The organism is Rhodococcus shunpengi (genome assembly GCF_048381395.1).
In the GTDB taxonomy this organism is placed as follows: domain Bacteria; phylum Actinomycetota; class Actinomycetes; order Mycobacteriales; family Mycobacteriaceae; genus Rhodococcus.
This window is the reverse complement of record NZ_JBLWIU010000008.1, coordinates 372629-395560: the sequence shown is the minus strand read 5'-3', so window position 1 is coordinate 395560 and position 22932 is coordinate 372629. Positions and strand designations below refer to the sequence as shown.

General features: G+C 68.7%; 24 protein-coding genes. 7 read left to right on the top strand and 17 right to left on the bottom strand.

The window, feature by feature from the left end:
• Positions 1-23 precede the first annotated feature (23 nt).
• The 6 genes from ACNJ7K_RS02675 to ACNJ7K_RS02650 form a co-directional block, all read right to left on the bottom strand.
• Entirely contained in the window at positions 24-611 is a 588-nt protein-coding gene (locus ACNJ7K_RS02675; protein ID WP_487041148.1) for a glutathione S-transferase family protein, read from the bottom strand.
• Positions 608-1243: a Rieske 2Fe-2S domain-containing protein gene (locus tag ACNJ7K_RS02670; RefSeq protein ID WP_487041147.1), complete on the bottom strand. Its 636-nt coding sequence runs from the start codon at positions 1241-1243 to the stop codon at positions 608-610. The genes ACNJ7K_RS02675 and ACNJ7K_RS02670 overlap by 4 nt, the downstream gene beginning before the upstream one ends.
• Positions 1240-1494, bottom strand: coding sequence for a hypothetical protein (locus ACNJ7K_RS02665; protein ID WP_120281838.1), 255 nt, complete (start codon positions 1492-1494; stop codon positions 1240-1242). Before ACNJ7K_RS02665 ends, ACNJ7K_RS02670 begins: the two co-directional genes overlap by 4 nt.
• A gap of 353 nt (positions 1495-1847) precedes the next feature.
• Positions 1848-4547, bottom strand: coding sequence for a molybdopterin-dependent oxidoreductase (locus ACNJ7K_RS02660; RefSeq protein ID WP_487041146.1), 2700 nt, complete (start codon positions 4545-4547; stop codon positions 1848-1850).
• The gene (locus ACNJ7K_RS02655; RefSeq protein WP_230790837.1) at positions 4544-5386 is read right to left on the bottom strand and encodes an FAD binding domain-containing protein; all 843 of its coding nucleotides are present in this window, start codon (positions 5384-5386) and stop codon (positions 4544-4546) included. The genes ACNJ7K_RS02660 and ACNJ7K_RS02655 overlap by 4 nt, the downstream gene beginning before the upstream one ends.
• 5 nt (positions 5387-5391) lie before the next feature.
• Positions 5392-6765, bottom strand: a complete 1374-nt coding sequence (locus tag ACNJ7K_RS02650; RefSeq protein WP_230790825.1) for an 8-oxoguanine deaminase — start codon at positions 6763-6765, stop codon at positions 5392-5394.
• Positions 6766-6906: 141 nt separating this feature from the next.
• Between ACNJ7K_RS02650 and ACNJ7K_RS02645 the strand changes: the two genes are divergently transcribed.
• Positions 6907-8370, top strand: coding sequence for a helix-turn-helix domain-containing protein (locus ACNJ7K_RS02645; protein WP_487041145.1), 1464 nt, complete (start codon positions 6907-6909; stop codon positions 8368-8370).
• Between the two features lie 30 nt (positions 8371-8400).
• Here ACNJ7K_RS02645 and pucL read toward each other — a convergent pair whose 3' ends face one another.
• The 3 genes from pucL to uraD are packed head-to-tail and all read right to left on the bottom strand — an operon-like array spanning position 8401 to position 10153.
• Positions 8401-9321 (bottom strand): factor-independent urate hydroxylase, encoded by a 921-nt coding sequence (pucL, locus tag ACNJ7K_RS02640; RefSeq protein WP_120281843.1) that lies wholly within the window; start codon positions 9319-9321, stop codon positions 8401-8403.
• Positions 9322-9326: 5 nt separating this feature from the next.
• A complete protein-coding gene (gene uraH, locus ACNJ7K_RS02635; RefSeq protein ID WP_120281844.1) occupies positions 9327-9650 on the bottom strand; it encodes a hydroxyisourate hydrolase in 324 nt (107 codons plus the stop codon).
• Positions 9647-10153, bottom strand: coding sequence for a 2-oxo-4-hydroxy-4-carboxy-5-ureidoimidazoline decarboxylase (gene uraD / locus ACNJ7K_RS02630; RefSeq protein ID WP_230790822.1), 507 nt, complete (start codon positions 10151-10153; stop codon positions 9647-9649). The genes uraH and uraD overlap by 4 nt, the downstream gene beginning before the upstream one ends.
• Before the next feature lie 222 nt (positions 10154-10375).
• On the opposite strand from uraD, the gene ACNJ7K_RS02625 reads away from it, so the two are divergent.
• Positions 10376-10768 carry a hypothetical protein gene (locus ACNJ7K_RS02625; protein WP_120281846.1) on the top strand — a complete coding sequence of 131 codons (393 nt, stop codon included), beginning with the start codon at positions 10376-10378 and terminating at the stop codon, positions 10766-10768.
• Positions 10769-10914: 146 nt separating this feature from the next.
• Here the strand turns inward: ACNJ7K_RS02625 and ACNJ7K_RS02620 are convergent, their stop codons facing one another.
• Complete coding sequence (locus ACNJ7K_RS02620; RefSeq protein ID WP_487041144.1) at positions 10915-12612, bottom strand: fumarate hydratase; 1698 nt, start codon at positions 12610-12612, stop codon at positions 10915-10917.
• A gap of 281 nt (positions 12613-12893) precedes the next feature.
• Here ACNJ7K_RS02620 and ACNJ7K_RS02615 point away from each other — a divergent pair, with 281 nt between their 5' ends.
• Together ACNJ7K_RS02615 and ACNJ7K_RS02610 are read left to right on the top strand one after the other, a co-directional pair.
• On the top strand, positions 12894-13643 hold the full coding sequence (locus ACNJ7K_RS02615; RefSeq protein WP_085989295.1) for a CPBP family intramembrane glutamic endopeptidase: 750 nt from the start codon (positions 12894-12896) through the stop codon (positions 13641-13643).
• Positions 13643-14167 (top strand): 2'-5' RNA ligase family protein, encoded by a 525-nt coding sequence (locus ACNJ7K_RS02610; protein WP_487041143.1) that lies wholly within the window; start codon positions 13643-13645, stop codon positions 14165-14167. Before ACNJ7K_RS02615 ends, ACNJ7K_RS02610 begins: the two co-directional genes overlap by 1 nt.
• Positions 14168-14174: 7 nt before the next feature.
• Here ACNJ7K_RS02610 and ACNJ7K_RS02605 read toward each other — a convergent pair whose 3' ends face one another.
• Both ACNJ7K_RS02605 and ACNJ7K_RS02600 read right to left on the bottom strand, forming a co-directional pair.
• Complete coding sequence (locus ACNJ7K_RS02605) at positions 14175-14390, bottom strand: hypothetical protein (RefSeq protein WP_026061451.1); 216 nt, start codon at positions 14388-14390, stop codon at positions 14175-14177.
• Between the two features lie 85 nt (positions 14391-14475).
• Positions 14476-15255 (bottom strand): helix-turn-helix domain-containing protein, encoded by a 780-nt coding sequence (locus ACNJ7K_RS02600; protein WP_487041142.1) that lies wholly within the window; start codon positions 15253-15255, stop codon positions 14476-14478.
• 87 nt (positions 15256-15342) lie between these two features.
• Here ACNJ7K_RS02600 and ACNJ7K_RS02595 point away from each other — a divergent pair, with 87 nt between their 5' ends.
• Entirely contained in the window at positions 15343-15684 is a 342-nt protein-coding gene (locus ACNJ7K_RS02595; protein WP_487041141.1) for a DUF1330 domain-containing protein, read from the top strand.
• 1 nt (position 15685) lies between these two features.
• Here the strand turns inward: ACNJ7K_RS02595 and mug are convergent, their stop codons facing one another.
• Positions 15686-16252 (bottom strand): G/U mismatch-specific DNA glycosylase, encoded by a 567-nt coding sequence (gene mug, locus ACNJ7K_RS02590; protein ID WP_487041140.1) that lies wholly within the window; start codon positions 16250-16252, stop codon positions 15686-15688.
• Positions 16253-16277: 25 nt separating this feature from the next.
• Positions 16278-17663: a carotenoid oxygenase family protein gene (locus ACNJ7K_RS02585; RefSeq protein WP_487041139.1), complete on the bottom strand. Its 1386-nt coding sequence runs from the start codon at positions 17661-17663 to the stop codon at positions 16278-16280.
• Positions 17664-17848: 185 nt separating this feature from the next.
• Between ACNJ7K_RS02585 and ACNJ7K_RS02580 the strand changes: the two genes are divergently transcribed.
• Entirely contained in the window at positions 17849-18781 is a 933-nt protein-coding gene (locus ACNJ7K_RS02580) for a restriction endonuclease (RefSeq protein WP_060651722.1), read from the top strand.
• 125 nt (positions 18782-18906) lie between these two features.
• Positions 18907-19665, top strand: a complete 759-nt coding sequence (locus ACNJ7K_RS02575) for a DUF1906 domain-containing protein (RefSeq protein ID WP_174247071.1) — start codon at positions 18907-18909, stop codon at positions 19663-19665.
• On the opposite strand, the gene ACNJ7K_RS02570 is transcribed toward ACNJ7K_RS02575, so the two are convergent.
• The 3 genes from ACNJ7K_RS02570 to ACNJ7K_RS02560 all read right to left on the bottom strand — a co-directional run bounded on the left by ACNJ7K_RS02570 (position 19662) and on the right by ACNJ7K_RS02560 (position 22596).
• Positions 19662-21104 carry an MFS transporter gene (locus ACNJ7K_RS02570; protein WP_230790817.1) on the bottom strand — a complete coding sequence of 481 codons (1443 nt, stop codon included), beginning with the start codon at positions 21102-21104 and terminating at the stop codon, positions 19662-19664. The genes ACNJ7K_RS02575 and ACNJ7K_RS02570 overlap by 4 nt on opposite strands.
• A gap of 157 nt (positions 21105-21261) precedes the next feature.
• Positions 21262-21645, bottom strand: a complete 384-nt coding sequence (locus ACNJ7K_RS02565; protein WP_120281854.1) for a hypothetical protein — start codon at positions 21643-21645, stop codon at positions 21262-21264.
• A 108-nt stretch (positions 21646-21753) separates the two neighbouring features.
• Complete coding sequence (locus ACNJ7K_RS02560) at positions 21754-22596, bottom strand: Rv1157c family protein (RefSeq protein ID WP_159419303.1); 843 nt, start codon at positions 22594-22596, stop codon at positions 21754-21756.
• Positions 22597-22932 lie beyond the last annotated feature (336 nt).

Below are 22932 nucleotides of genomic sequence, written 5' to 3'. Positions count from 1 at the left end.
CGGAATGTGGGCGGTCGGAAAGATCACGGGAAGACGGGGATTCCGGGCATCTCCACGAAGCCGGGAAGTTGCTTGATGCGCCGGATCCAGCTGCGCAGGGCCGGGTAGCGGTCGTGGTCGATCCCGACGTCCCGGCTCAGGGCAGCGGCGGGGAACAGGGCGATGTCGGCGACGGTCGGCCGGTCGGCGGCCACCCACGCGTCGTCCGTCGTGCGGGACGCGAGGAGGTCGTCGAGCGACTGCGCCACCGCGCGAGCGGCCGTGGTGTCGACGGGATCCGTTGTGTACAGCGACTGTTCGCGGCAGGAGTAGAACAGTTCGAGCGGTCCGGTCATGAAGTCGATCCAGTCGCCGGACGGTGCGGCCCATGCGGTTCCGTCGGAGAGGTGAACGAGGACGTCTACGGATCCGACAAGGGTCGCCGTTCCGGTCTCGAACACCGGAAGTTCGCCGGTGGGGGTGAGCTCGCGGTAGGGCGGTTCGAGGTGGGCGCCACCGGGGAACACGTCGACCGGTTGCACCCGATGCTCGACGCCGAGCAGCGCCAGTGCCAGTCGTACGGAGTAGCACCGCGGATCGAGCGGAAAGTCGTGCAGGACGGGAATGCTCACGAGACCACTACCTCTCGTGCGGACGACACGGAGTCGCGGAACTCGTGCACTCGTAGGACGAGGGCGTTCACGGTGTCGGTCGGGACGACGCCGGCGGCGACGACGTGCACGGCCGTGGTGTGCGCGTCGATCGTCTGGATACCGGCGATCACGTCGGTTCCGTCGATCGTGCCGGTGACGAGGGCGCCGGTTCTGTCCGGGCTGAGGAGGGAAAGGACGGTGTCCCGGTCGCCGTCGATCCACACCGATCGCACCGGGGTGATCGCCGTGTCGGGAACGTCGGGTGTGCCGTCGGCATCGGTGGGTGCCACCCACACGAATCCGGCGCTCTCGACGGTCCGATACTGCTGCGGCCTAACGGTTTTCGGCGGTTCCATCCGTGGGTGGGCGGGGACGTGCCTGCACGCGCCGGCACCGTCGAACTGCCACCCGTGGTAGAGGCAGACGAGGCGGTCCTCGCGGACGAATCCGAAGGACAGGCGCATGCCGCGATGCGGGCAACGGTCTGCCCACGCGTGCACGGCGCCGTCGGTGCCACGCCACAGCGCGACGGAGTCCCCGTCGACGGTGGTGCCGGTCGCGGTGCCGGGCTCGATGTCGCGGGCGAGAGCGACGGGAGTCCAGACGGTCATGGGGTCGAGTTCCTCTCGGTCGAAGTGAGATCGAGGACGACATTGGTGCCGGGGGCGAGAGCGCAGGCCGTTTCGAGGGCGTCGACGAGGTCGGGTTCTCCCTCGGTGCGCAGTTCGACGAGATGCCGGGTCGCCGTGACGACGGTGGCGCGTACCTGCAGCAGATCGGCGCGGGCGGCGACGAAGTGCGCCATGGCTCCCGGATCGAATCGTCCTACCAGCGTGAGGGTGGACGAGATCGTGCCGCACATGTCAGCAGTGGGTGCGCCGGCCGTGGAAGGGGCTCGGTGTCGGGGAACATCGCATGGAAACCTCCGGGGACGTGGGGTGCTTCGTCTGCGACGGCCCTCGCGCCCGTCACCGGAGAGTCCTCCTCCGGAGGGGAGCTCCGGATCGTTCACCGGCCCTGGGCCGGACGGACATCATCGGTTCGATTCCCGATGTGGTTCAGTACTTTACACAGCGCGATGGGTCGAATCGACCCTGCTGCATCAACTTCGTGTTACGGCTGCGTTGCGTGTCCGGCCGTACAACGAACGAGACCGATGTCGTGTGCGAAATCCGGCCGGAAATCGCATACAACACCGGTCTCGGCGGGTCGGGGTCACTGCATGAGGCGCCAGATACGGTCGCGGGAGAGCGGCAGCTCGTGCGGTCGCACCCCGATGGCGTTGCGCACGGCGTTCGCCAACGCCGGGGCCACCGGATTGAACGGGGCCTCGCTCATCGACTTGGCGCCCATCGGCCCGAGTTCGTCGTAGGTGTCGGCGAAGTAGACCTCGGTACGCGGGACGTCCGCGAACTGCGGAATGTGGTAGTTGCGCAACACATCCGTCGTCACGCGACCCGCGTCGTCGGTGATGATCTCCTCGTACATCGACGCACCGAGCGCCTGCGCAGCGCCGCCTTCGATCTGCCCGCGGCACTGCTCGGGGTTGAGGACGGTGCCGGCATCGGCGGCCTGGACCGAGCGGAGGATCCGCACCTCGCCGGTACGGGTGTCGACGGCGACGCGGAATGCCTGCACGTTGAACGACAACGACCGCGGCAGACCGCCGTGCCGGCCCTCGGCGCGCAACAGGCCACCCGCGACCTGCAGCAGCTCACTGGGAGGGACGAGACGATCGCCGCACCGCACGCCGTCGGCCTGCAGTTCGGCCTGCTCCGGGTCGAGGCCGGTCAGCTCCGCAGCGGCCTTGGTCATCCGGCGTCGCAGTTCGTGGGAGGCCGCCAGCAGGGCCTTCGACGCGACGACCGTGCCCGACGACCCGAACGCGCCGGTGTCGTGGGTGGTGACGTCGGTGTCGGACTGGTGGACGACGATCCGGTCGGGGGTGGTGCCGAGCGCGGTAGCCGCGATCTGGGTGTGGACGGTAGTGGTGCCGTTGCCGAACTCCGCCGTGCCCACCCGGGCGAGATACCGGCCGTCGGGCAGAAGTTCGATCGACACCTCGGAGATGTGCCCGTTGGGTGGGTTGGTCGCGATCATCGCGAGCGCCATGCCCTCGCCGATCCGCCAGTGATCACCCGTCGGCGCGGGCCGGCCACCCGTGCGCGCCATCGCCCGTTCGGCAAGATCGAGGCACTCGTCGAGTCCGTAACTGCCGTACGTCAGGTCGGCGCCCTCGGGATGCGCGGCAACCAGCGGGTCTCCCGGCACGATGATGTTGCGGCGCCGGAACTCGTACGGATCGATGCCGAGTTTTCCGGCGAGTTCGTCCATGGCCGACTCCACGGCGAAGATCACCTGGCCGAGGCCGTAACCGCGGAAGGCACCCGACGGCCGGTTGTTCGTGTACACGGATTCGGCGTCGACCCGCTTGTTCGGGCACCGGTACACCGCGATCGACTCTGTGCAGCCGTGGAACATCACCCCGGGGCTGTGGTTGCCGTAGGCGCCCGCATCGGCGAGCACGTCGATCGCGAGGGCGGTGAGGACACCGTCGGCGTCGGCGGCGAGGGTGACGTCGACCCGCATGGGATGCCGGCACGGAGCGACGGTGAGCTGATCGGAGCGGGTGAACTCCCACTGCACCGGGCGCCCCGTCTTCAGGACCGCCGCCGCGACGACATCCTCGACCAGCATCTCCTGCTTGGCACCGAAACCGCCGCCCACCCGGGCCGTGTGCACGCGCACCCGATCCCGGTCGAGTCCGAAGATGTGGCACAACTCGTCGCGCACCAGGAAAGGCACCTGTGTGGAACTGCGGATGACGAGCCGACCGGTCTCGTCGAGATGCCCGATGGCTCCGTGTGTTTCGAGGTGGGTGTGTTGGACGCGGTGGGTCTGCCAGCGTCCCTGCACCACCGCCGCAGCGGAGGCGACCGCCGCGTCGACGTCCCCGCTGCTGCCGTGGATCGCGGCGACGACGTTGCGTCCGGGATCGGCGATGCGCGCGTCGGCGGACTTGTCGGCGTGCAGGAGGGGAGCCCCGGGTTGCCGGGCCTCGTCGGGATCGAGGACGAAGGGCAGTTCCTCGTACTCGACGTGGATCGACGCGAGCGCCTGGTGCGCGATCGCCGGGCTCTCAGCGACCACCGCGGCGACCCGCTGTCCCCGGAAGCGCACGACCCGGTCGAACAGGTAGGTGTCGTCGGGATCGTCGTTGCGGTTCTCGTGACGTGCGGTCGAATAGGCGGTGGTGGCCGGGGCGTCACGGTGGTACAGCACCGCGTGGACACCGGGGAGTGCCTCGGCGGCCGAGACGTCGACGGAGAGGATGCGCGCATGGGTGTGCGGGCTGCCGAGGACGGCGATGTGCAGCAGGCCCTCGACGGTGGTGTCGAGGGTGTACGGCTCGGTGCCGCTGACGACACGCGTCGCGGCCGGCGCGCGCTGCGAGCGACCGCACGAGGGGCCTTCGACCTGTTCGACGTTGGTGCGCGACCGCAGGGCGTCCTCGATCGAACGGTAGCCGGTGCACCGGCACAGGTTGCCCTTCAAACGTTTCGGCAGGTCGTCGAGATCCTCGTCGGTGAAGGTGGACGCGGTGACGATCATGCCTGCGGTGCAGAAGCCGCATTGGAAACCGGCGGCGTCGGCGAATCGCTGTTGGACGGGATGCAGGTCGTCGGGGGTGCCCAGTCCGGCGACCGTGGTGACCTCGCGGCCCTCGACCCGCACGGCCGGGACCACGCACGAGTGGACGGGTTCGCCGTCGAGCAGGACCGAGCACGCGCCGCAATCGCCGGCGTCGCAGCCCTTCTTGACCTCGAAGTGTTCGGTCTCGCGCAGCAGGGTGCGCAGGCACTGGCCGGGCCGGGGGTCGACGTCGCGTTCGCGGCCGTTGACGGTGAGTTTCACGGCTGGACCTCCGTATTCGACAGCGCAGCATTCGACAGCTCGGTGCGGATCTCTTCGGCGAGAATCGCGGTGACGGCACGTCGCCAGTCGGCGGCGCCATGCGCATCGGTGTAGTAGCTCGTTGCCGGGACGAGACGGGCCAGTGCGTCGGACAACGCCTGTGCCGACGGGATCTCCGTGAACCGCAGGAGACAGGGACGCACCGTCGACGCGGTGATCGACAGCGTGACACTGCCGTCGTCGTCGCGGCGCCCGATCACGACCGCTCCCGAGCGCCCCAGCGGCGACAGGGCGATCTTGCGGAAGGCCGTGCGGGAATTCAGAGCATGCAACGGGATCCGGATGCTCCGCAGGAGCTCTCCAGGTGCGAGGGCGTTGGAGGCGACTCCGAGAACGAAATCGGCCACCGGGATCCGCCGTTCGCCGCCGTCGATCGTCCAGATCACCGCGTCCGCGTCGAGCGCGGTCGCCAGCGAGATCATGGCGCCGGCGGGGAAGGACAGGCAGATGTTGCCACCGACCGTGGCGCGCTTCCAGATCTTCCACGACGCCAGCAACGCCTCGGCGCACTGCCGGAACAGCGGTGCCGCACACCATTCCGGTTCGTCCGAGAGTGCAGCCAGGCGTTCGACCGTGCAGGTCGCGGCGATCTCCAGGGCGTCGGGATGCCGGGTCACCGCGGGCCAGTCGAGGCCGGACAGATCCACGAGTCGGTGCAGGTGCGGTTGCGGTTCGGAGAACAGCCAGGTGCCGCCGCCGAGCGGGGCCGCGCCGTCCTCGAAGGTCAGATCGGCGCGGTCGCGGGCGATGTCGTAGGCGGTGATGTTGTGCAGATCCATCGCCTTCACCCCGCCTTGGCGACCAGCGCGGCGTGTTCCGCCGCGACCTGCCGTGCCACGACGTCCTCGTCGACGGTGCGGACCTCGTCACGGACGACCACCTCGCGACCGTTGATCAACAGCAGTTCGAGAGGCGGGGTGCTGCCGAGGACGAGGGCCGCGACCGGATCGGCGATGCCGGAGTGGGCGAGGCCGTCGATCCGCCACAGCGCCAGATCGGCGAGCTTGCCGGCCTCGATCGATCCGATCTCGTTCTCGCGCCCGAGGACCCGGGCACCGCCGATGGTGGCGAGTTCGAGACTCTGCCGCACCGTCATGGCGCGGGGGCCGCTGCGGGCACGGGCGAACAGGGCGGCGTGGTGGGCCTCTTCGAGCATGCAGCACGACTCGTTGCTCGCGGCACCGTCGACACCGAGGCCGAGCGGCACGCCCGCGGCGTAGAGGTCGGCGGCGCGGGCGATGCCGGCACCGAGCCGGGCGTTCGAGGTGGGGCAGTGGGCCGCACCCGTACCCGACGCGGCGAGCACACCGATGTCACGGTCGTCGAGGTGCACCGCGTGCGCGTACCAGACGTCGGGGCCGGTCCAGCCCAGCGACTCCATGTACTGCACGGGCTTGCATCCGAACTTCTCGAGGCAGAAGTCCTCCTCGTCGAGGGTCTCGGCGAGATGGGTGTGCAGCCGCACCCCGAGGTCGCGGGCGAGCAGCGCGGACTGCTTCAGCAGCTCGCCGGTCACCGAGAAGGGCGAGCACGGCGCGAGCGCGACCCGCAGCATCGAATCGAACGACGGATCGTGCCAGCGCTCGACGGTCTCGCGGCTGCCCTCGAGGATCGCGTCGATGTCCTCGACGATGTGATCGGGCGGCAGACCCCCGGCGCTCGCACCGAGGTCCATGGACCCGCGGCAGGGATGGAAGCGGATACCGACCTCGGCCGCTGCGGCGATCTCCGCGCCGAAGACGTCACCGCCCTCGCGGGGCACGACGTAGTGGTGGTCGGTGCTGGTCGTGCAGCCGGTGCGCACCAGATGCGCGAGTGCGCCCTTGGCCGCGACGTGCACGGCGTCGGCGTCGATGCCACCCCAGACGGGATAGAGGGTGGTGAGCCATTCGAACAGCGTGTGGTCGGCGGCGAGCCCACGCGTGATCCATTGGTACAGGTGGTGGTGGGTGTTGATCAGGCCGGGGGTGAGCACGCACCCGGTGCCGTCGACGATCTGCGCGTCGTCGTAGCCGGTCGGTTCGCCCGACCCGACCGCGACGATCCGGTTGCCGGAGACGACGACATATCCGTCGCGGTGTTCGGCGCGGGCGGCGTCCATGCTCACCACATGTGCGCCGCGGATGACGAGCGGCCGGGTGGTGGGATGCGCGTGCATAGTCGACTCCTCGGATCGTCGGGAGTCTTCAGTCAACTGCGGCGAACAGATGTACCTCTGCGGCAGCACGCACGAAACACCTCGGAAATCCGCGGCTCGTACTGTGCGATCGTCCAAGACCGTCACCAGGAGGTGAACATCGTGCTTCTTCGAGATGTGGTGGAGGCGCCGGGGCTCGGAATCGGTGTACTGCACGGCGACGCGGAGGCCCTGAGCCGTCCGGTGCTGCGCGCGTGCACCACCGACATGCCCGACCCCACACGCTATGTCAGCGCAGGCTCGCTCGTGTTCACCGGCCTGGTGTGGCGGCGCTCCGCCGAGGACTCCGACCTGTTCGTCAAACGGCTCGTCGGAGCGGGGGTGACGGCGATGGCGGCCGGCGAGGCCCTGCACGGCCGGGTACCCGACGACGTGGTCGAGGCGTGTGCACGACACCGCATGCCGCTGCTGGTCGTGCCCGACGAGGTGCCGTTCAGCCGGGTCATCGAATACATGACCGGGCGGATGGCCGGGGCCCGGATGGATCGTCTGCAGACGGGGCTGGCGCGGCAGCGGCAATGGCTCGCCGCCGTCGCCGACGGTCGAAGTGTGGGGGAGCTGCTCGACGGACTCGCGCAGCAGCTCGGGGTGGAATCGGCGCTGATCACCTCCACGGGAGTGACCGTCGCGGGAGGCGCCGAACTCGACGAGACCGAACTCGACCGGATCACCGCAGCAGCGCTGACCGCCGACCGCTTTCCACTGCGGCTCGCGGACGACCTCACCGTCCTGCCGGTAGGACGCGGACTGACGGACCGGATCGACGCGTGGTTCCTGGTGATCCGGCACGATGAGAGCGGACCGGAGTGCGTCGAGGCGTTCTCCGAGCTCGCCGCGGTGGTCGCTCTCGATCGGATCCGGCGCGACGAACGGCGCCGGGTGGCATGGGAGATCACCGACCGGACCACGACGGTGCGCGCTGCGGACTCGCGGGTCGCGGTGGTGGCCGAGGCCGAGGGCCGGATCTCGTCGGATGTCCTGCGCGGTCTCGTCGAGGACGTCCTGGACGGAGCGGTCACGTCGATCGACGCGGCGAACAGGGTGGTCGCCCCGGCGATCGGCAGCGACGTCGACGTGGCACGGCTGTTGAGCCGACGGCTCGGCCGTCTCGCGCCGGCACTGCGCGGCGACCGGATGTTCGTCGGTGTCGGCGGGCAGAGTTCCGACGACGACCCAGCGGGCGCGGTCCGCGCGGCAGCGTCGGCATGCGCTGCCGCACACAATGATCCGGGTCCGGTGTCGGTGCGGCGCGCCGAACTCGATTCGGCGCTCGACCTGCTGTCGACCCTGCCCGACGAACTGCGTCGCGCCTACGCCGACCGGCTGCTCGGGGACGTCGTCGAACACGACCGGCGCACCGATGCGGGTCTGCTCGCGACCCTCGAGGCATTCCTCGACTGCGACGGATCGTGGCGGCGCACGGCCGATCGACTGCACGTGCACCTGAACACGGTCCGCTACCGCATCGGGCGGGTCGAAGCGCTCACCGGGCGTTCCCTCGCGCGCACCGGTGACCGCTTCGACCTGTATCTCGCGTTGCGTTCCTTGGAACCCGCTCTCGCGTGAGCGGTATCCGTTGTCGTGCCGCGTGAGTGGTCACATGGCGCCGGTGTAGGGCTCCCAGGAGATGCCGGCATCGGGGGCGTCCTCGCGCAGCACGCTCGCCTGGATCAGTCCGTAGGGCCGGTCGTCGGCGTGGAAGACCTCACCGGCGTTCTCCACTCCGAAACGTGTCAGGTCGTAGAGGAAGTGGTGCTTGTTCGGTGCGGACAGGCGGATCTCGGCGATCGACGGGTAGCGCTCGAGCACGGCGCGGCCCATCTCGTACAGGCTCTGTTGCAGGGCCTTCGAATGCAGGTTCGCGAACACCTCGAGGAGGGTGGCGCGCACGCCCGCGTAGACGGCGTCCCAGTCGACGTCGGTCGACGCGAACCGCCAGCGTGCCTGGAGGCTCGTCGCCATGATGCGATCCTCTGCCGGTTCGAGGACCGTGTACGGGTCGGTGAGGAAGCCCTGGAACTCCGAGCCGGTGGACTTGAGGACGACGAGGTCCTTCAGGCCGCCGACCACCCATTCGCGGCGGTCGGTCCCGGTGTCCTCGACGGTGATCGCGGCGGTGCGGACCTCGGATCCCTTGCGGGTCCAGGTGTGGTCGTGCCCGGCGCCGTCGACGACGACCCGCTCCCAGGCGTACTCCTCGATCTCGATGCGTGCCGAGCGGACGGGTTCGACGTCGTCGACGAAATGCCGTGCGAGCGCGAGACCGTACTCCTCGACGAACTCGACGCCCTTCTCCTTGGCGTAGGAGTAGATGGTCTGCTTCTGGCTGTCGGTGGGCAGCACCGTGCCCTGATCACCCTCCAGGTGTGCGGCGTCGAAATCGCCGTGCAGGCAGGACGAGACGTTCAGGTCGCGGATCTCGTGCCGGTCGGTGTCACGCACGATGCGCACCACCCGGTTCTCGGCCTTGCCGTAGCGGTGCGGTCCGAGGACGATCTTGCCGGTCAGTTCGGTCATGGTGGTCAGCTCCCGCGGTAGGTGGAATACGAATAGGGCGACAGGAGGAGCGGCACGTGGAAGTGGCTGCTGCCTTTCGGGATACGGAAGGTGACGGTCACCTCCGGATAGAAGGACGCGACTCCACGGCTCGAGAACCAGTCGCCGGTGGCGAAGGTCAGGTGGTAGGTGCCCTCGGGCAGCGCGTCGGTGAAACCGGTGAGGCGGCCGTCGTCGTCGGTGACGCCGGCGCCCAGCGAGGTTCCGTGCGTGTCGGTGAGGGTGACGTGCAACCCCACCGCGGGTGCACCGGCCGTCGCGTCGAGCACGTGGGTACTCAGGGTGTTCATGCGCGGCTCCCTGCGGTCTCGGTGACGATCCGCTCGAGGCGGAGTCGGGTGATCTCGGCGAGCGCCGCTCGCATCTCGGCCTTCTCGGTCTCCGGGTCGTTGCCGAGGCGACGTTCGAGGATCTCCAGCAGTTCCGGTGCCGTGCGGCCGGCGGCGCGGACGAGGTAGACGTGCCCGAACCGTTCCTCGTATTCGCGGTTGCCGGCGGCGAGCCGGTCGAGGATGTCGGCGTCGGCCGTGGTGACGGCGGACTGCTCGCGGCGGGAAGCAGCGTGTTCGCTGCGTTCGCCGATGCGCGGGTGGCCGGCGAGGGCGTCGGCGAGGTCGTCACCGTCGAGGTTCTCGGCCGCCGCGGCAGCGGTGGTGAGCAGCACGGTGCGCGAACCGAACGGGCGCGCCGCGACGACGGAGTGCGCCCATGTCCGGCTCGAACAGCAGTCGAGCAACAGAGCGACGGCCTCGTCCTCGGGCATCGCATCGAACCGGGCCGTTGTGAGCTGCACGGACCCTCCTTTCGTCGGTGCATTCGATACTGTCCGGTGGGCGTGCGGCGGGGGAGGTGCAAGCGCTACAGAGTTCGGTTCGCCGCGGGTGCGTCGGTTGGATGATCGACCAACGAGGTGGTTGCGTCTCGAACGTTTTTCTGGAATAGTTCCAGTTATTGGATTTATTCCAGAAAAAGTGGGCGACCCGGATGGGGTCGCAGGGGTTGAAGGAGTGATCACATGTTCACCGCCGACCGTCCTCGAGCAGTGACGCTTCCGCCGGTCGTGCTCGGCGGACTGCGGCCTCTCTACCGGCAGATGGTCCGCAACAACGTTCCGGCCGCATCGTTCGAGCACACCGCCGGTCGGGCCGTCTTCGACGTCTGCCTGATCGCGGGGGAGCACGGTCCGCAGCTGCAGGTCCGCGCCCGCGACTTCGGGATCGACTTCACGCTCGCGATGACCACGCACTTCCGTATCGCGCCCGTGATGAGCGACGACCAGTACCGCGCACTGTGCTCGGTGCTCGCACCCGGCGCCGAACCGGCACCGGGCGTCGTCCTCGACTTCCTGCAGCAGGTGGTCGTGCAGTCGCCCGCGGTGCTCGCGCGGACGCACACCTGCGCTGCTTGAGTCCGAATTTGCTCGTCCTGTGGACATGAGCACACGCTTCGGCAGCGTGTTTCCGTCCGCACGGTGCGCACATCCACCCGAACGCGAACGGCCCGGCAGGAATCCTGCCGGGCCGTTCGGGGTAGTGCGTCTACAGCGAGTCGGGTCTACAGACCGGGGCGCTTGCCGACCGTGAGCGTGACCTCGCCGGTGTGCGCGAAGAAGTCGTTGCCCTTGTCGTCGACGACGATGAAGGCGGGGAAGTCCTCGACCTCGATCTTCCAGACCGCTTCCATGCCGAGCTCTTCGTACTCGACGATCTCGACGTTCTTGATGCAGTCGAGCGCCAGGCGCGCGGCCGGGCCGCCGATGGAACCGAGGTAGAAGCCGCCGTACTTGTGGCAGGCGTCGGTGACCTGCTTCGAGCGGTTGCCCTTCGCGAGCATCACCATCGAGCCGCCGGCGGCCTGGAACTGGTCGACGTAGGAGTCCATGCGACCGGCCGTCGTCGGGCCGAACGAACCCGACGCGAGGCCCTCGGGGGTCTTCGCCGGACCGGCGTAGTAGACCGGGTGATCCTTCAGGTACTGCGGCATCTCCTCCCCGCGGTCGAGGCGCTCCTTGATCTTCGCGTGCGCGATGTCGCGCGCGACGACCAGCGGACCGGTGAGCGACAGTCGCGTCTTGACCGGGTGCTTGGACAGCTCGGCGAGGATCTCCGGCATCGGCCGGGTGAGGTCGATCTTGACCGCGGCGCCCTTGCCGGTGCCCGAGACCCCCGACGTCTCGGAGTCGAGCTGGCTGTCGGTGACCTCGGGCAGGAACCGACCGGGGTTGAACTCGAGCTGCTCGAGGAAGACACCCTCGGGCGTGATCTTGGCCTTGGCCTGGCGGTCGGCCGAGCAGGAGACGGCGATCGCGACGGGCAGCGACGCGCCGTGGCGCGGCAGGCGGACGACGCGGACGTCGTGGCAGAAGTACTTGCCACCGAACTGCGCGCCGATGCCGATCTTCTGGGTGAGCTCGAAGACCTTCTTCTCGAGTTCGAGATCGCGGAAGCCACGGCCGGTGATGGCACCCTCGGTGGGCAGCTCGTCGAGGTAGTGCGCCGAGGCGTACTTGGCCGTCTTGAGCGCGAACTCGGCGGAGGTGCCGCCGACGACGATCGCGAGGTGGTAGGGCGGGCACGCCGCGGTGCCGAGCGACCGGATCTTGGCCTCGAGGAACTGCATCATCGAGTCCGGGTTCAGGATGGCCTTCGTCTCCTGGTACAGGTACGACTTGTTGGCCGATCCGCCGCCCTTGGCCATGAACAGGAACTTGTAGGCGTTCTCGTGGCCCTTCGCGGTGTCCGCGTACAGCTCGATCTGCGCCGGCAGGTTGTTGCCCGTGTTCTTCTCGTCCCACATCGTCAGCGGGGCGTTCTGCGAGTACCGCAGGTTCAGCTTCGTGTACGCGTCGTACACACCGCGCGCGATGGACTCCTCGTCGTCGCCCGGAGTGAGTACCTGCTGGCCGCGCTTGCCCATGACGATGGCGGTGCCGGTGTCCTGGCACATGGGCAGCACGCCGCCGGCGGCGATGTTCGCGTTCTTCAGGAGGTCGAGCGCAACGAACTTGTCGTTGTTCGACGCCTCGGGGTCCTCGAGGATGCTCGCCAGCTGCTTCAGGTGATCCGTGCGCAGGTAATGGGAGATGTCGTGCAGCGCGGTCTCGGTGAGCAGGCGCAGGGCCTCGGGCTCCACCTTCAGGAAGGTGCGGCCGTCGGGTCCTTCGACGGTGGACACCCCCTCGGTGGTCAGCAACCGATACTCGGTGGGGTCTTCCCCGATCGGCAGCAGGTCCTCGTAGAGGAAGTCGGCCATTGTTTCTCCTGGAAGAGGGCTGATGATCGCCGTACACGTTAGCGGCGCCGACGCAAGGCCTTGACAACGGGGCATGTGACGGACTCGACCTGCAGACTGAATGTGACCTGCGTCTCGGTACTTTCGGCGGCGTGTTTATGTCGCCGACGACCGGAAATCCCGGAAGGAAGTCGAGGCCGGAGTGTTCGCCGTCACGGCGGCCGGCAGGCCCCGATCCGTACACTTGACCGGATGTTCGAGAGTTTCCGGAGGGATCGCACGTGACCGTAGAAATCGAACGGTTGCCCTCGCCCGAGACCGGACGCCTGCCGTCGCTGGCCTGGCTTCCCCGTTTCCACGCCTGGATCGATCTTGCCGTCGTGATCGCGGTGCTCGTCACCACCAACCTGATCGCCCACTTCACCACCGCGTGGGCGTCGATCGCGACCGTGCCGATCGCAGCATGCGTGCTGGTCGCGATGATGCGTCGACGCGGCATGCGCTGGTCGGAACTCGGACTCTCACCTCGGCACTGGAAGAAGGGGACGCTCTACTCGGTAGCAGCCGTGGCCCTCGTCCTGGCGGTCGTCGCGATCGGTATCGCCCTGCCGTTCACCAGGCAGTTCTTCCTCTCCGAGCGCTACGCCACGATCTCCGGTGCCCTCGTCGCCTCGATGATCATCATCCCGCTCCAGACCGTCATCCCCGAGGAACTCGCCTTCCGCGGGGTGCTCCACGGAACCCTCGAGCGGGTGTGGGGCGCACGCGGGGTCTTCGCCGCGGGATCCCTGCTGTTCGGCCTGTGGCACGTCGCCTCGTCGTTCGGTCTCACGGCGGGCAACGCCGGCCTCAGCGCCTTCCTCGGCGCCGGACTGCTCGCGCAGATCGCCGGCATCGTCGGCGCGGTGATCGCGACCGCCGCCGCGGGCTTCGTGTTCACGTGGCTGCGTCGTCGCAGCGGCAGCATCCTCGCGCCCATCGCGCTGCACTGGTCGCTCAACGGCGCCGGTGCCCTCGCTGCCGCGCTCGTCTGGCACGCCACACTCAACTGATGGCGCTGGCGGTCTGTCTCCTGTTCGACACCGAGACCGACCGCGCGATCCGGCGACTGTGGGGCCGGCTCGAGGAGAGCGGCATCCCGACCCTGCTCACCCACACGCACCGCAAGCACGTGCCGCACCTGTCGTACGCGGTACTGCGGACCTACGATCTACCCGCCGTCGTCTCGGCCCTCGAGAACATGCCCGACGGGGGACCCGTCCCGGTCTACATCGACACGCTCGGGCTGTTCCGGCGCGGCCGGGCGTCGCTCGTGCCTGCCCCCTCGTCCGAACTCGTGCAGCGGCAGGACCGCGTCGTGCAGGTCGTGGAGACGACGGGTGCGGACCTGCACCGCTACTACGTCCCGGGACGCTGGACCCCGCACTGTTCGCTGAGTCCCCGAACCCGGCGCGAGGAACTCGACCGCCTGGGCGCGGTCGTCTACGACGTGCTGCCCATCGAAGCGACACTCGATCGCGCGGTGCTGATCGATACCGCCACCGGCGAGCACACGCCGCTACGGATGATCCCGTGAGGGAAACTCACTCCTCGGGGTTCTCCACCCACGGTCCGTACGGGGGTGGGCCCTCGCTCTGGATCTGCAGGCCGAAGTGCGGACAGTGCTTCCACACGTAGCCGTGCAGGACGTGTTCTTCCGACGTCGCGGTGTTCATCAGGACGAGGTCGCCGCTGGGGCGGTGTTCGAGGGCGAAGCCGGACTCCCGCTGATCGAGAACCCACCATTTCGCAGTGCTCATGTCGGTGTCCTCCGCATGATCCGCTCGGCAGACGCGCACCTCCCACGTTAGCGCGGAAACCGTTCGTGATCGGCCGATTCGGCGATCACGCTCCGCTCAGCGTCCGGGCCGTCGCCTCGTCGGCGGGATAGAACGCCTCGATCGCCAGTTCCGACACCGTCACGTCGAGCGGGGTCCCGAAGAGGGTCGTCGTGCTGAAGAACGACAACTCACCGGCCTCGGTCCGCAACCGCATCGGCACGACCAGCGAATGCGGTTCGACCTCGTCGACCGGATCGTCGCAGGGATACCCGGCGAGTTCGTCGTACAGGCGCAGCAGGACGGGGTCGGCGGTCGCACCGATCTGGTGTTGCAGCCGGGCGAGCAGATGACCGCGCCACTGCCCGAGATCGACGATGCGCGGCGCCAGTCCCCGCGGGTGCAGGGTCAGGCGCAGCACGTTGATCGGCGGTTCCAGCAGTTCCGGAGCGCACCCCTCGACGAACACCCCGACGGCGTCGTTGGAATCGACCATCGTCCAGTGCCGGTCGACGACAAGTGCGGGAAAGGGGTGGTGCGACGACAGGATTCGCGTGATCGCGTCGGAGATCGCCGCCATCGGCATGTCGCCGAGGTGATGCTCGGGGTAGACGGGCGCGTGGCCCGCCGCGACCAGGATGGTGTTGCGTTCGCGCAGCGGGATGTCCAGCCGGTCGCTCAGCTTCAGCACGGTCGCTCGTGACGGGCGGGACCGGCCGGTCTCGACGAAGCTGAGATGCCGCGACGAGATGCCGGCGGTGTGGGCCAGGGCGAGCTGGCTCAGGCCGCGGCGCTCGCGCCATGCCCGCAGCAGGGCTCCGGCGTGGGGAGTGTCGACCGTGGTCATGCACCCGACAGTAGAGCCGGCGGGGAACGGTCACCATTACTTCCGGGGTAATCGATTCCGTGCACGACGAGGCGCAGGGTGGTCCCCATGAACGCATACGCAGTGGCTCATCTCCGCAACGTCGACCTCAACGACGACATCGTCCGGTACATCGAGACCATCGACGACACCCTCGCCCCGTACGACGGACGCTTCCTCGTCCACGGCGTCGACCCCGAAGGGATGGAAGGACCCTTCGAGGGAAACCTCGTGATCATCGAATTCCCCGACGTCGACCGTGCCCGATCATGGTACGAATCCCCGGAGTACCAGGCGATCCTCCCGCTCCGCACCGAGAACTCCGAGGGATGGGCGGTCGTCGTGCAGGGCACACCGCCCGGCTACCGCGCCACACACTTCCTCGGCAAGGTGTTCGGCGCTCAGCGGTAGTTCAGGACAGGATGCCGGCCGCCCGGGCCGGTTCGGCGTAGGCCCGCGCCAGCGACTCCACCGTCTCGTGGGCGTTCAACCCGCTCGGATTGGGCACCACCCACAACGGGACGTCGCCGATCGTGTCGTCCTGCCGCCCGGCCTTCGCCTTGCGCCGGCCGAAGGCCGCGCGGTAGGCGGTGATGCCCGCGACCGCCACGGCACGAGGGCGGAACTCGGCCACCACGTTCGCCAGATGGCGTCCGCCCTCACGCAGTTCTTCGTCGGTGAGCTCGTCGGCGCGGGCCGTCGCGCGCGGCGCCAGGTTCGTGATGCCGATACCCCGCTCGAGCAGGTGATCGCGGTCGGCGTCGCTCATGCCGGACGACGCGTCGATCAGCCGGTCGACGATGCCGGCGCGGAACAGGGCGGGGTAGAAGCGATTTCCGGGCCGTGCGAAGTGGGCTCCCGTTGCCGCGGTCCACAGTCCCGGATTGATGCCGACGAACAACAGGCGGCAACCGGGCGCGACGAGATCGGGGATCACCGCATCGCGGAAGGACTCGAGTTCGGCTCGTGTGAAACCCATCCACCCAAACTAGCCGGAGCGACGCTCAGTCCGGCGGGAGCCAGGCTCCGTGCAGGCCGGCCGGGACACGGATCGGCAGACGGACCCGCGCGATCGGGCCCGACGCCGGGTCGGTCTCGGGGAAGACGAGGAACCAGCTCGTCATGTCCGCCCGGTCGGTCGCGATCGCGCCCCAGTAGCCGCCCGAATCACCCGAGAGATAGGCCGGTTCGCCGGGGGAGAGGGTCTCGTGCGCCCAGACCGATTCGGTTCCGGACGCCACATCGAACCAGAAGAGCGAATCGGCCGCTCCCGCAGGGAGTTTCTGCGACCTGCTGCGCCCGATGGTCGCGACGACGGAGTGGCCGAGGGTCATCGACCGATCGTCGATGCGGGGGAACTCGATGTCGCGTTCGTGCAGAGTCGTGCGGGTGATCCCGTGGCGACCGATCACGGCGCGTCGTAGGACGGACCGGTTCGGACCCGTTTTCTCGGTCAACGCGCCCGGATACGCCCACTCCACGTAGTCGAGTGCGACATCGTCGTCGGGCAGGTCGAACGCGTTGGCGGTGTGCCACATCCAGAAGGTGTCGGTCGAGAACCACCGCACCGCCCCGCCGTCGCGGGGGACGAGTGCGACACGCGTTCCGAGCTCCGGCTTCCAGTCGAGCGGCGACCCGCCGGAGAAGATCTGCGAGAGGTCGAACACGAGCGGGGCCAGGACCAGAACGACATAAGTCGGTGTCAGCGCCATGTCGTGGATCATCAACGGCCGGTCGACGCCGTCGATCGGGGTCGGCGCGCGCGTCACCGTCCCGTCCGGTGCGACCACCGACCAGGTCAGATACGGCGGGTCGAGCATATAGCAGAAGGCGACCATCTCGCCGGTGTGCGGATCGATCTTCGGGTGCGCCGTCAGCCCGACCGGCAGGGTTCCGTCGAAGGTCTCGCGTCCGAGCGTCTCGAGGTCGGAACCCAGGGTGTACGGCGGTGACGCCTCGGCCATCGCCATGAGCCGCCCGCCGTGCCGGACGATGTTGATGTCCGGCAGTTCGCGCATGGTGTTCGCGAGGTCGGGCCCGACCTCCTCTTCGGGAGGGAAGTACGGATCGGTGATGCCGGCCCACAGCGCGCGGCCGGCCTTCTCCTCCGCGACGACCTGCGGGGTCCGCACGAACCGGTTCGTGTAGCGGGCGGTGCCCTCGGAGATCTGCACGCGATGGACCATGCCGTCGCCGTCGATCGGGTAGACGTAGTGGCCGATCGGGTCGAAGCGCGGATTGGGTCCGTTGCGGAGATAGCTTCCGTGCAGATCTGCGGGAAGTTCCCCGTCGACCTCCAGCTCGCGGACGTCCACTTCCTCGCGTTGAGGCGCGAACAGGCCACTGAGATGCGGATGGTGTGCCAGATCGACAGGCGCCGGACGTTGCATGGCGACTCGCTTCGGTGGAGGCGAAATTCTTCCGTGGGGAAATCGTAGGACCGGGAAGGGCGATCGGTTCGTGATTCGGCGCGCCCGATCCGGCACCCGCGGACAGGGGCCGTGCATCGGATAGGGTTGTTGCCTACGTGCAGGACCGATAGTGCGGCCGCACGGCCGCGACGTTAGGGGAAGGTGTGCAGCGCCGGAACGCGATCGGAAACTCCGTCCGGAACACCGGAGGTGGCGAGGCCACGTTGCCGCCGTACACGGATCTTCTCTGGCCGACCGTGCAGGCGGTGATCGAGCTCGGCGGATCCGGCGTCATCGAGGAGATCGATTCCGCCGTGATCGCCCGGACCGGACTGTCCGAGGAAGCACGGGCAGTACTCCACGGCGACGGCCCCGGAACGGAGATCGAATACCGGCTGGCCTGGGCCCGGACGTACCTCAAGGGCATGGGCCTGCTGTCGAACACCCGCCGCGGTGTGTGGAGCGTGACCGACCGCGGCCGCGCTGTGCGCGAGTCGGAGATCAAGCCCATGCAGGTCGCGTACACGGCCGAGAAGCGCCGCAAGCGCATGGTGCGGAACGTCTCGCAGGGCGCCCAGGTCGTGCCGCTCGCAGCCGCCCCCGAGGATCCCGAACTGTGGCGCGAACCGGTCCTCGGCGCCGTCGCCGACCTGTCGGAGGACGGTTTCGAACGGCTCGCCACCGCGGTGCTGCGCGCGGCCGGATTCACCACCCTGACGATTCCGGCGCCGGGCGGATCCCACGCCCCCGAGGGCCACGTCGAGGGCACCGGAGTCCTGCGCGTGTCGCTGCTGAGCTTCTCGGTGTTCTTCCGTTTCCTGCGGGCACCGGAGAAGGCGGGTGCCGACGTGGTCCGCGAGTTCCGCGCCGCAATGGTCGGGCGGGGCGAGAAGGGCCTGCTCGTCACCACCGGATCGTTCACCGAGGACGCACGCGCCGAAGCCCACCGGCACGGTGCCCCGCCGATCGATCTCGTCGACGGCGACGGGTTGTGCGATCTGCTCAAGGAGCACGGTCTCGGTGTCCGCTCCACGGTGCGGACGATCGAGGACGTCTCCCTGGTGCCGGCCTTCTTCGCCGAACTGTCCGGCCGCTGACCTCGTAGCGCCGTCGCGATATCGGCTGCCGCGACCTGTCGAATTCCCCGTGTGGCCGGTGGGACACCTGTGATTGTGATGCAATACGGCGGACGTACGGACGGCAATACGAAGGACAGGTGGCGATGACCTTTTCGCGGCGGGACATGTTGCGGTACGCGACGCTCGGATCGGGCGTCGCGTTGATCTCTGCGCTCGGCGCGCCGGGCCTGGCCCAGGGACGCCCGGTGCTCGGGACGATCATCGACTACTCGGCCGCCGTGCCGTCGCCCTCGTCGATCCGCGCCGCCGGCCATATCGGCGCCATCCGGTACGTGTCCGACGCGCGGCCCGACGCGGCGTGGATGCGCGCCAAGCCGCTCACCGGACGGGAAGCGGACGCGCTGGTCGACAGCGGCCTCGAAGTGGTCTCGTGCTACCAGTACGGCAAGGCCGAGACCGCCGACTGGCTCGGTGGTTACGAGGCCGGTCTGAAGCACGCCCGGCGCGGCCTCGACCTCCACTACGCGGCCGGTGGCCCGGAGAACCGGCCGATCTACGCCTCGATCGACGACAACCCGACCTTCGAGCAGTTCACGCTCCAGGTCGTGCCGTACCTGCTGGGCTGGCAGGAAGTGGTCGGCGCCGGAAATCTCGGTGTGTACGCCAACTCGCCGACCATCGACTGGGCGTCGGCGGTCTCCCTCGGGTCCTTCTACTGGCAGCACGACTGGGGCACGCCCAAGGGGTACGTGCATCCGCGGGCGAACCTGCACCAGATCCCGGGCGAGGTCCGGATCGACGGCATCGGCGTCGACATCAACCACGTGCTCACGCCCGACTACGGCCAGTGGTCGCTCGCCGGCAGCGCACCGAGTTCCGCCCCGGGACTCCTGGGAAGTTAGCGCTCGGGTCGGGTCTCGTCGACGGGTCGCACGGAGCGGCCCGGCGGCGGGATGAGGATCGTGAAGACCAGCGCCACCACTGCCGCGCCCACCGCCACCAGGAAGCTGGCGCGGAACCCTTCCAGGGCGGGCACCACGGCGTCGCCGATGCGCTGGGTCATCGCCGCCAGCATCACACCTACCACCGCTGCGGCGCTCGTCGTGCCGATCGACCGCATCAGGGTGTTGAGGCTGTTGGCCGCGGCGGACTCGCGCAACGGCACGGCGCCCATGATGAGCGCGGGCATCGCGGCGTAGGCGAGACCCACACCGGCGCCGATGAGCATCGAGGCGCCGACGATGTGCCAGACCTCCTGGTACAGCACGTACGCCATCAGATAGCCGAGGCCCACCAGTACCGCGCCGCAACCGAGGGTCACGCGAGCCCCGAACCGCGTCGTGATGCGCGCCGAGACGGGGGACAGCGCCATCATGACGAGCCCCGCGGGAGCGAGCGCGATCCCGGCGGTGACCATCGTCTGCCCGAAACCGTAACCGGTCTCCGTCGGCGCCATCAGTAGCTGCGGGAACGCCAGGATGTTCGAGTACATCGAGAAGCCGAGTGCGACCGACGCGAGATTCGTCATGAGGATCGGCCGGCGGGCGGACAGCCGAAGGTCCACGAGCGGTCGCGGTATCCGCAGTTCGTACAGGCCCCAGCCGACGAACACCACGAGTGCCCCGGCGAGCATTCCGAGGGTGGCCGGGGCGGTCCATCCCCAGTCGTTGCCCTTGGTGACCGGCAGGAGCAACAACACGAGGGCGACGGAGAGCAACAGTGCCCCGGCGACGTCGAAGCGTCCCGGATTGCGTTGCGACGACTCGGGCACGACGAACAGGATCGCGGCGATCCCGATGAGTCCGAGGGCCAGCGAGGCGACGAAGAGCATATGCCAGTCGGTCGCCTGGGCGACGAAGGCCGCGGCGGGCAGGCCGATCGCGCCGCCGACACCCATCGTGGCGCTGATGGTGGCCATGGCGCCCGGGAGTCGCCGGGCGGGCAACTCGTCGCGCAGAATCGCGATACCGAGCGGGATCGCGCCCATCGCGGCGCCCTGGAGTGCCCGACCGACCACGAGCGGAACGAGGGTCGTCGCGAGCGCGCAGACCGCCGAACCGAGCACCATCAGCGACAGCGAGGCCAGCAGCATCCGGCGTTTGCCGAACATGTCGCCGAGGCGACCACTGATCGGAGTGACCACCGCGCCGGCGAGCAGAGTCGCCGTCACGGCCCAGGACGTGTTCTCGGGCGTCGCGCCGACGAGCACCGGCAACCGGGGGAGGAGCGGAACGATCAGGGTCTGCATGAGCGCGACGCTGATACCGACGGTCGCGAGGACCGGCACGATCCCGCGCGGGGCAGGAATCTCCCGGGTGGAGAGCGGTGTCTCTACGGCCATGCGGCTCCTCGGTCCGGGGCCGGGGTGACGCGGCCTACGACGACAATTTGTGCGCAATACGAACGACGCTGCCATCGTGTCTAACATGACGGGCCCGTCGATCCCTAGTGACCTTCCGCCTTCCGGTCCTGCGTGGTCGTTCGACCGGCTCCCGGTGTCAGGACTGACAGTGCTTGTCGGGCTCGGATTCGTCGACGGTGATCGAGAGCGGCGGATGCTCGTCGGGTGCGGAATGATCGCCCCGCCACGCCAGCAGCGACCAGCGCGACAGTCCGGACAGCGCCGAGCCGAGACTCGCGAACGACAGTGACGACAACGCCGAACCGAACGATCCGACGGAGCCGATGGACAGGACCGACCCGCAGCTACCGATCGACAGGATCGAGTACGAGGAACCGATCGACAGGATCGACCGCTCCGAGGCGATCGACAGGATCGAGCGGTGGGAGAGGAGCGAACGGCGGGAATTCACGGACGCGGCGCCGGCTCGGTGCCGCAGACGACGCTGCTTCGACGGGATGCGCGACGCGGGGAAGGCCATGCTCCGGTCTATCACGCCCGACAGCGACGGGGGAAGAGACGCGAAGGCCGCCGGGAGAAACTCCCCGGCGGCCTTCGGTACGTTCGACGTGATCTGCGTTCGACGTGATCAGGGCACGGCGACGAGACCCACGGTGGGCAGGAAGGTGCACGAACGCGGATCGGCGCCCTCGTCCTGCGTGGTGATTCCACCGGAGATCACGGCGAGGACCTGACCCGAACCGGTGTCGGCGATCGCGCTCAGCGTGGTCGGGCCGTCGGGGTTGATCTTCGCGTCGTTGGTGAGCGGCTGCGTTCCCGTGCGTCCGTTGGAGACGTTGACCCAGCTCAGGGTGAGCGGCTGCTGCTGTTCGCCGGCGGCGGGGGCGGTGCCCAGCGCGGTGAAGACGAAGCCGGTCTGGCCTGCGGCCGGTCCGGGAGGGGGAAGGTGGGACGGACCCGCGACCGCGAGGGCGGTGCCCACGGAGTCCTGGCTGTCGCCGATGCAACCCTTGCCGATCGTCGGGTAGAGGAACTGCGAGATCACCACGGCGCCGGGCTCGGGGATCTCGGGTCCGCCACCGCCGCTGCCGTCGAGGAAGGTGATGACGCGCTGGAGGGTGCTCTTCACGGACTCGGGGAGCTCGGAGTTCGCGAGCAGTTCCTTGGCCTGCGCCAGCAGGTCGTTCTTGCCGTCGGCCGCGTCGGCGACATCGGCGGGGCCTGCGGCCGCACCGATGATCGCGGGCGCGAGGGAAGCCAGGGCCTCGACCTCTTCGGGGTTCGCCCGGACCCCGGCGAGGAGGTCGGTCAACGACTCGACGGAAAGATCGGCGGGAATCTCGAACCGGGGCAGTTCGACGAGCCCTGCCAGATCCGGCAGCGCGGGTGGCGCCGGTTGCGCGACGGCCTGCGTAGGCACGGCCAATCCCGCGGTGGCGGCGAGTGCGCACAGCGTGAGCACCCGTCGCATTCCTCGAGTACGAAGCACTGTTCCCCATCCTTGTCGTTGAAGCATCCGGTTGTTCGGGACGAACGACCGGATGCTGACGGCTCGAGGGGACACTCTATGGACCCCCCGCACACGGGACAAGCCTGCCGTTTCGGAACGGCGCGCCCATCGCTGGTTCGGGATTCTAACCACGGGGTGTTCCGTCCCTCGGTTCCTGTCGAACATAACGCGTCCGACCTGAGAAGATTGTGACTGTAGATGAAATCGTTACGGGAGTGAACTCCGGTTCGTTTGCATGCCTATCGGAACGGTAATCTCCTTCGCCGGGTCCGGTTCACCGGACGGACGTTCGACGGG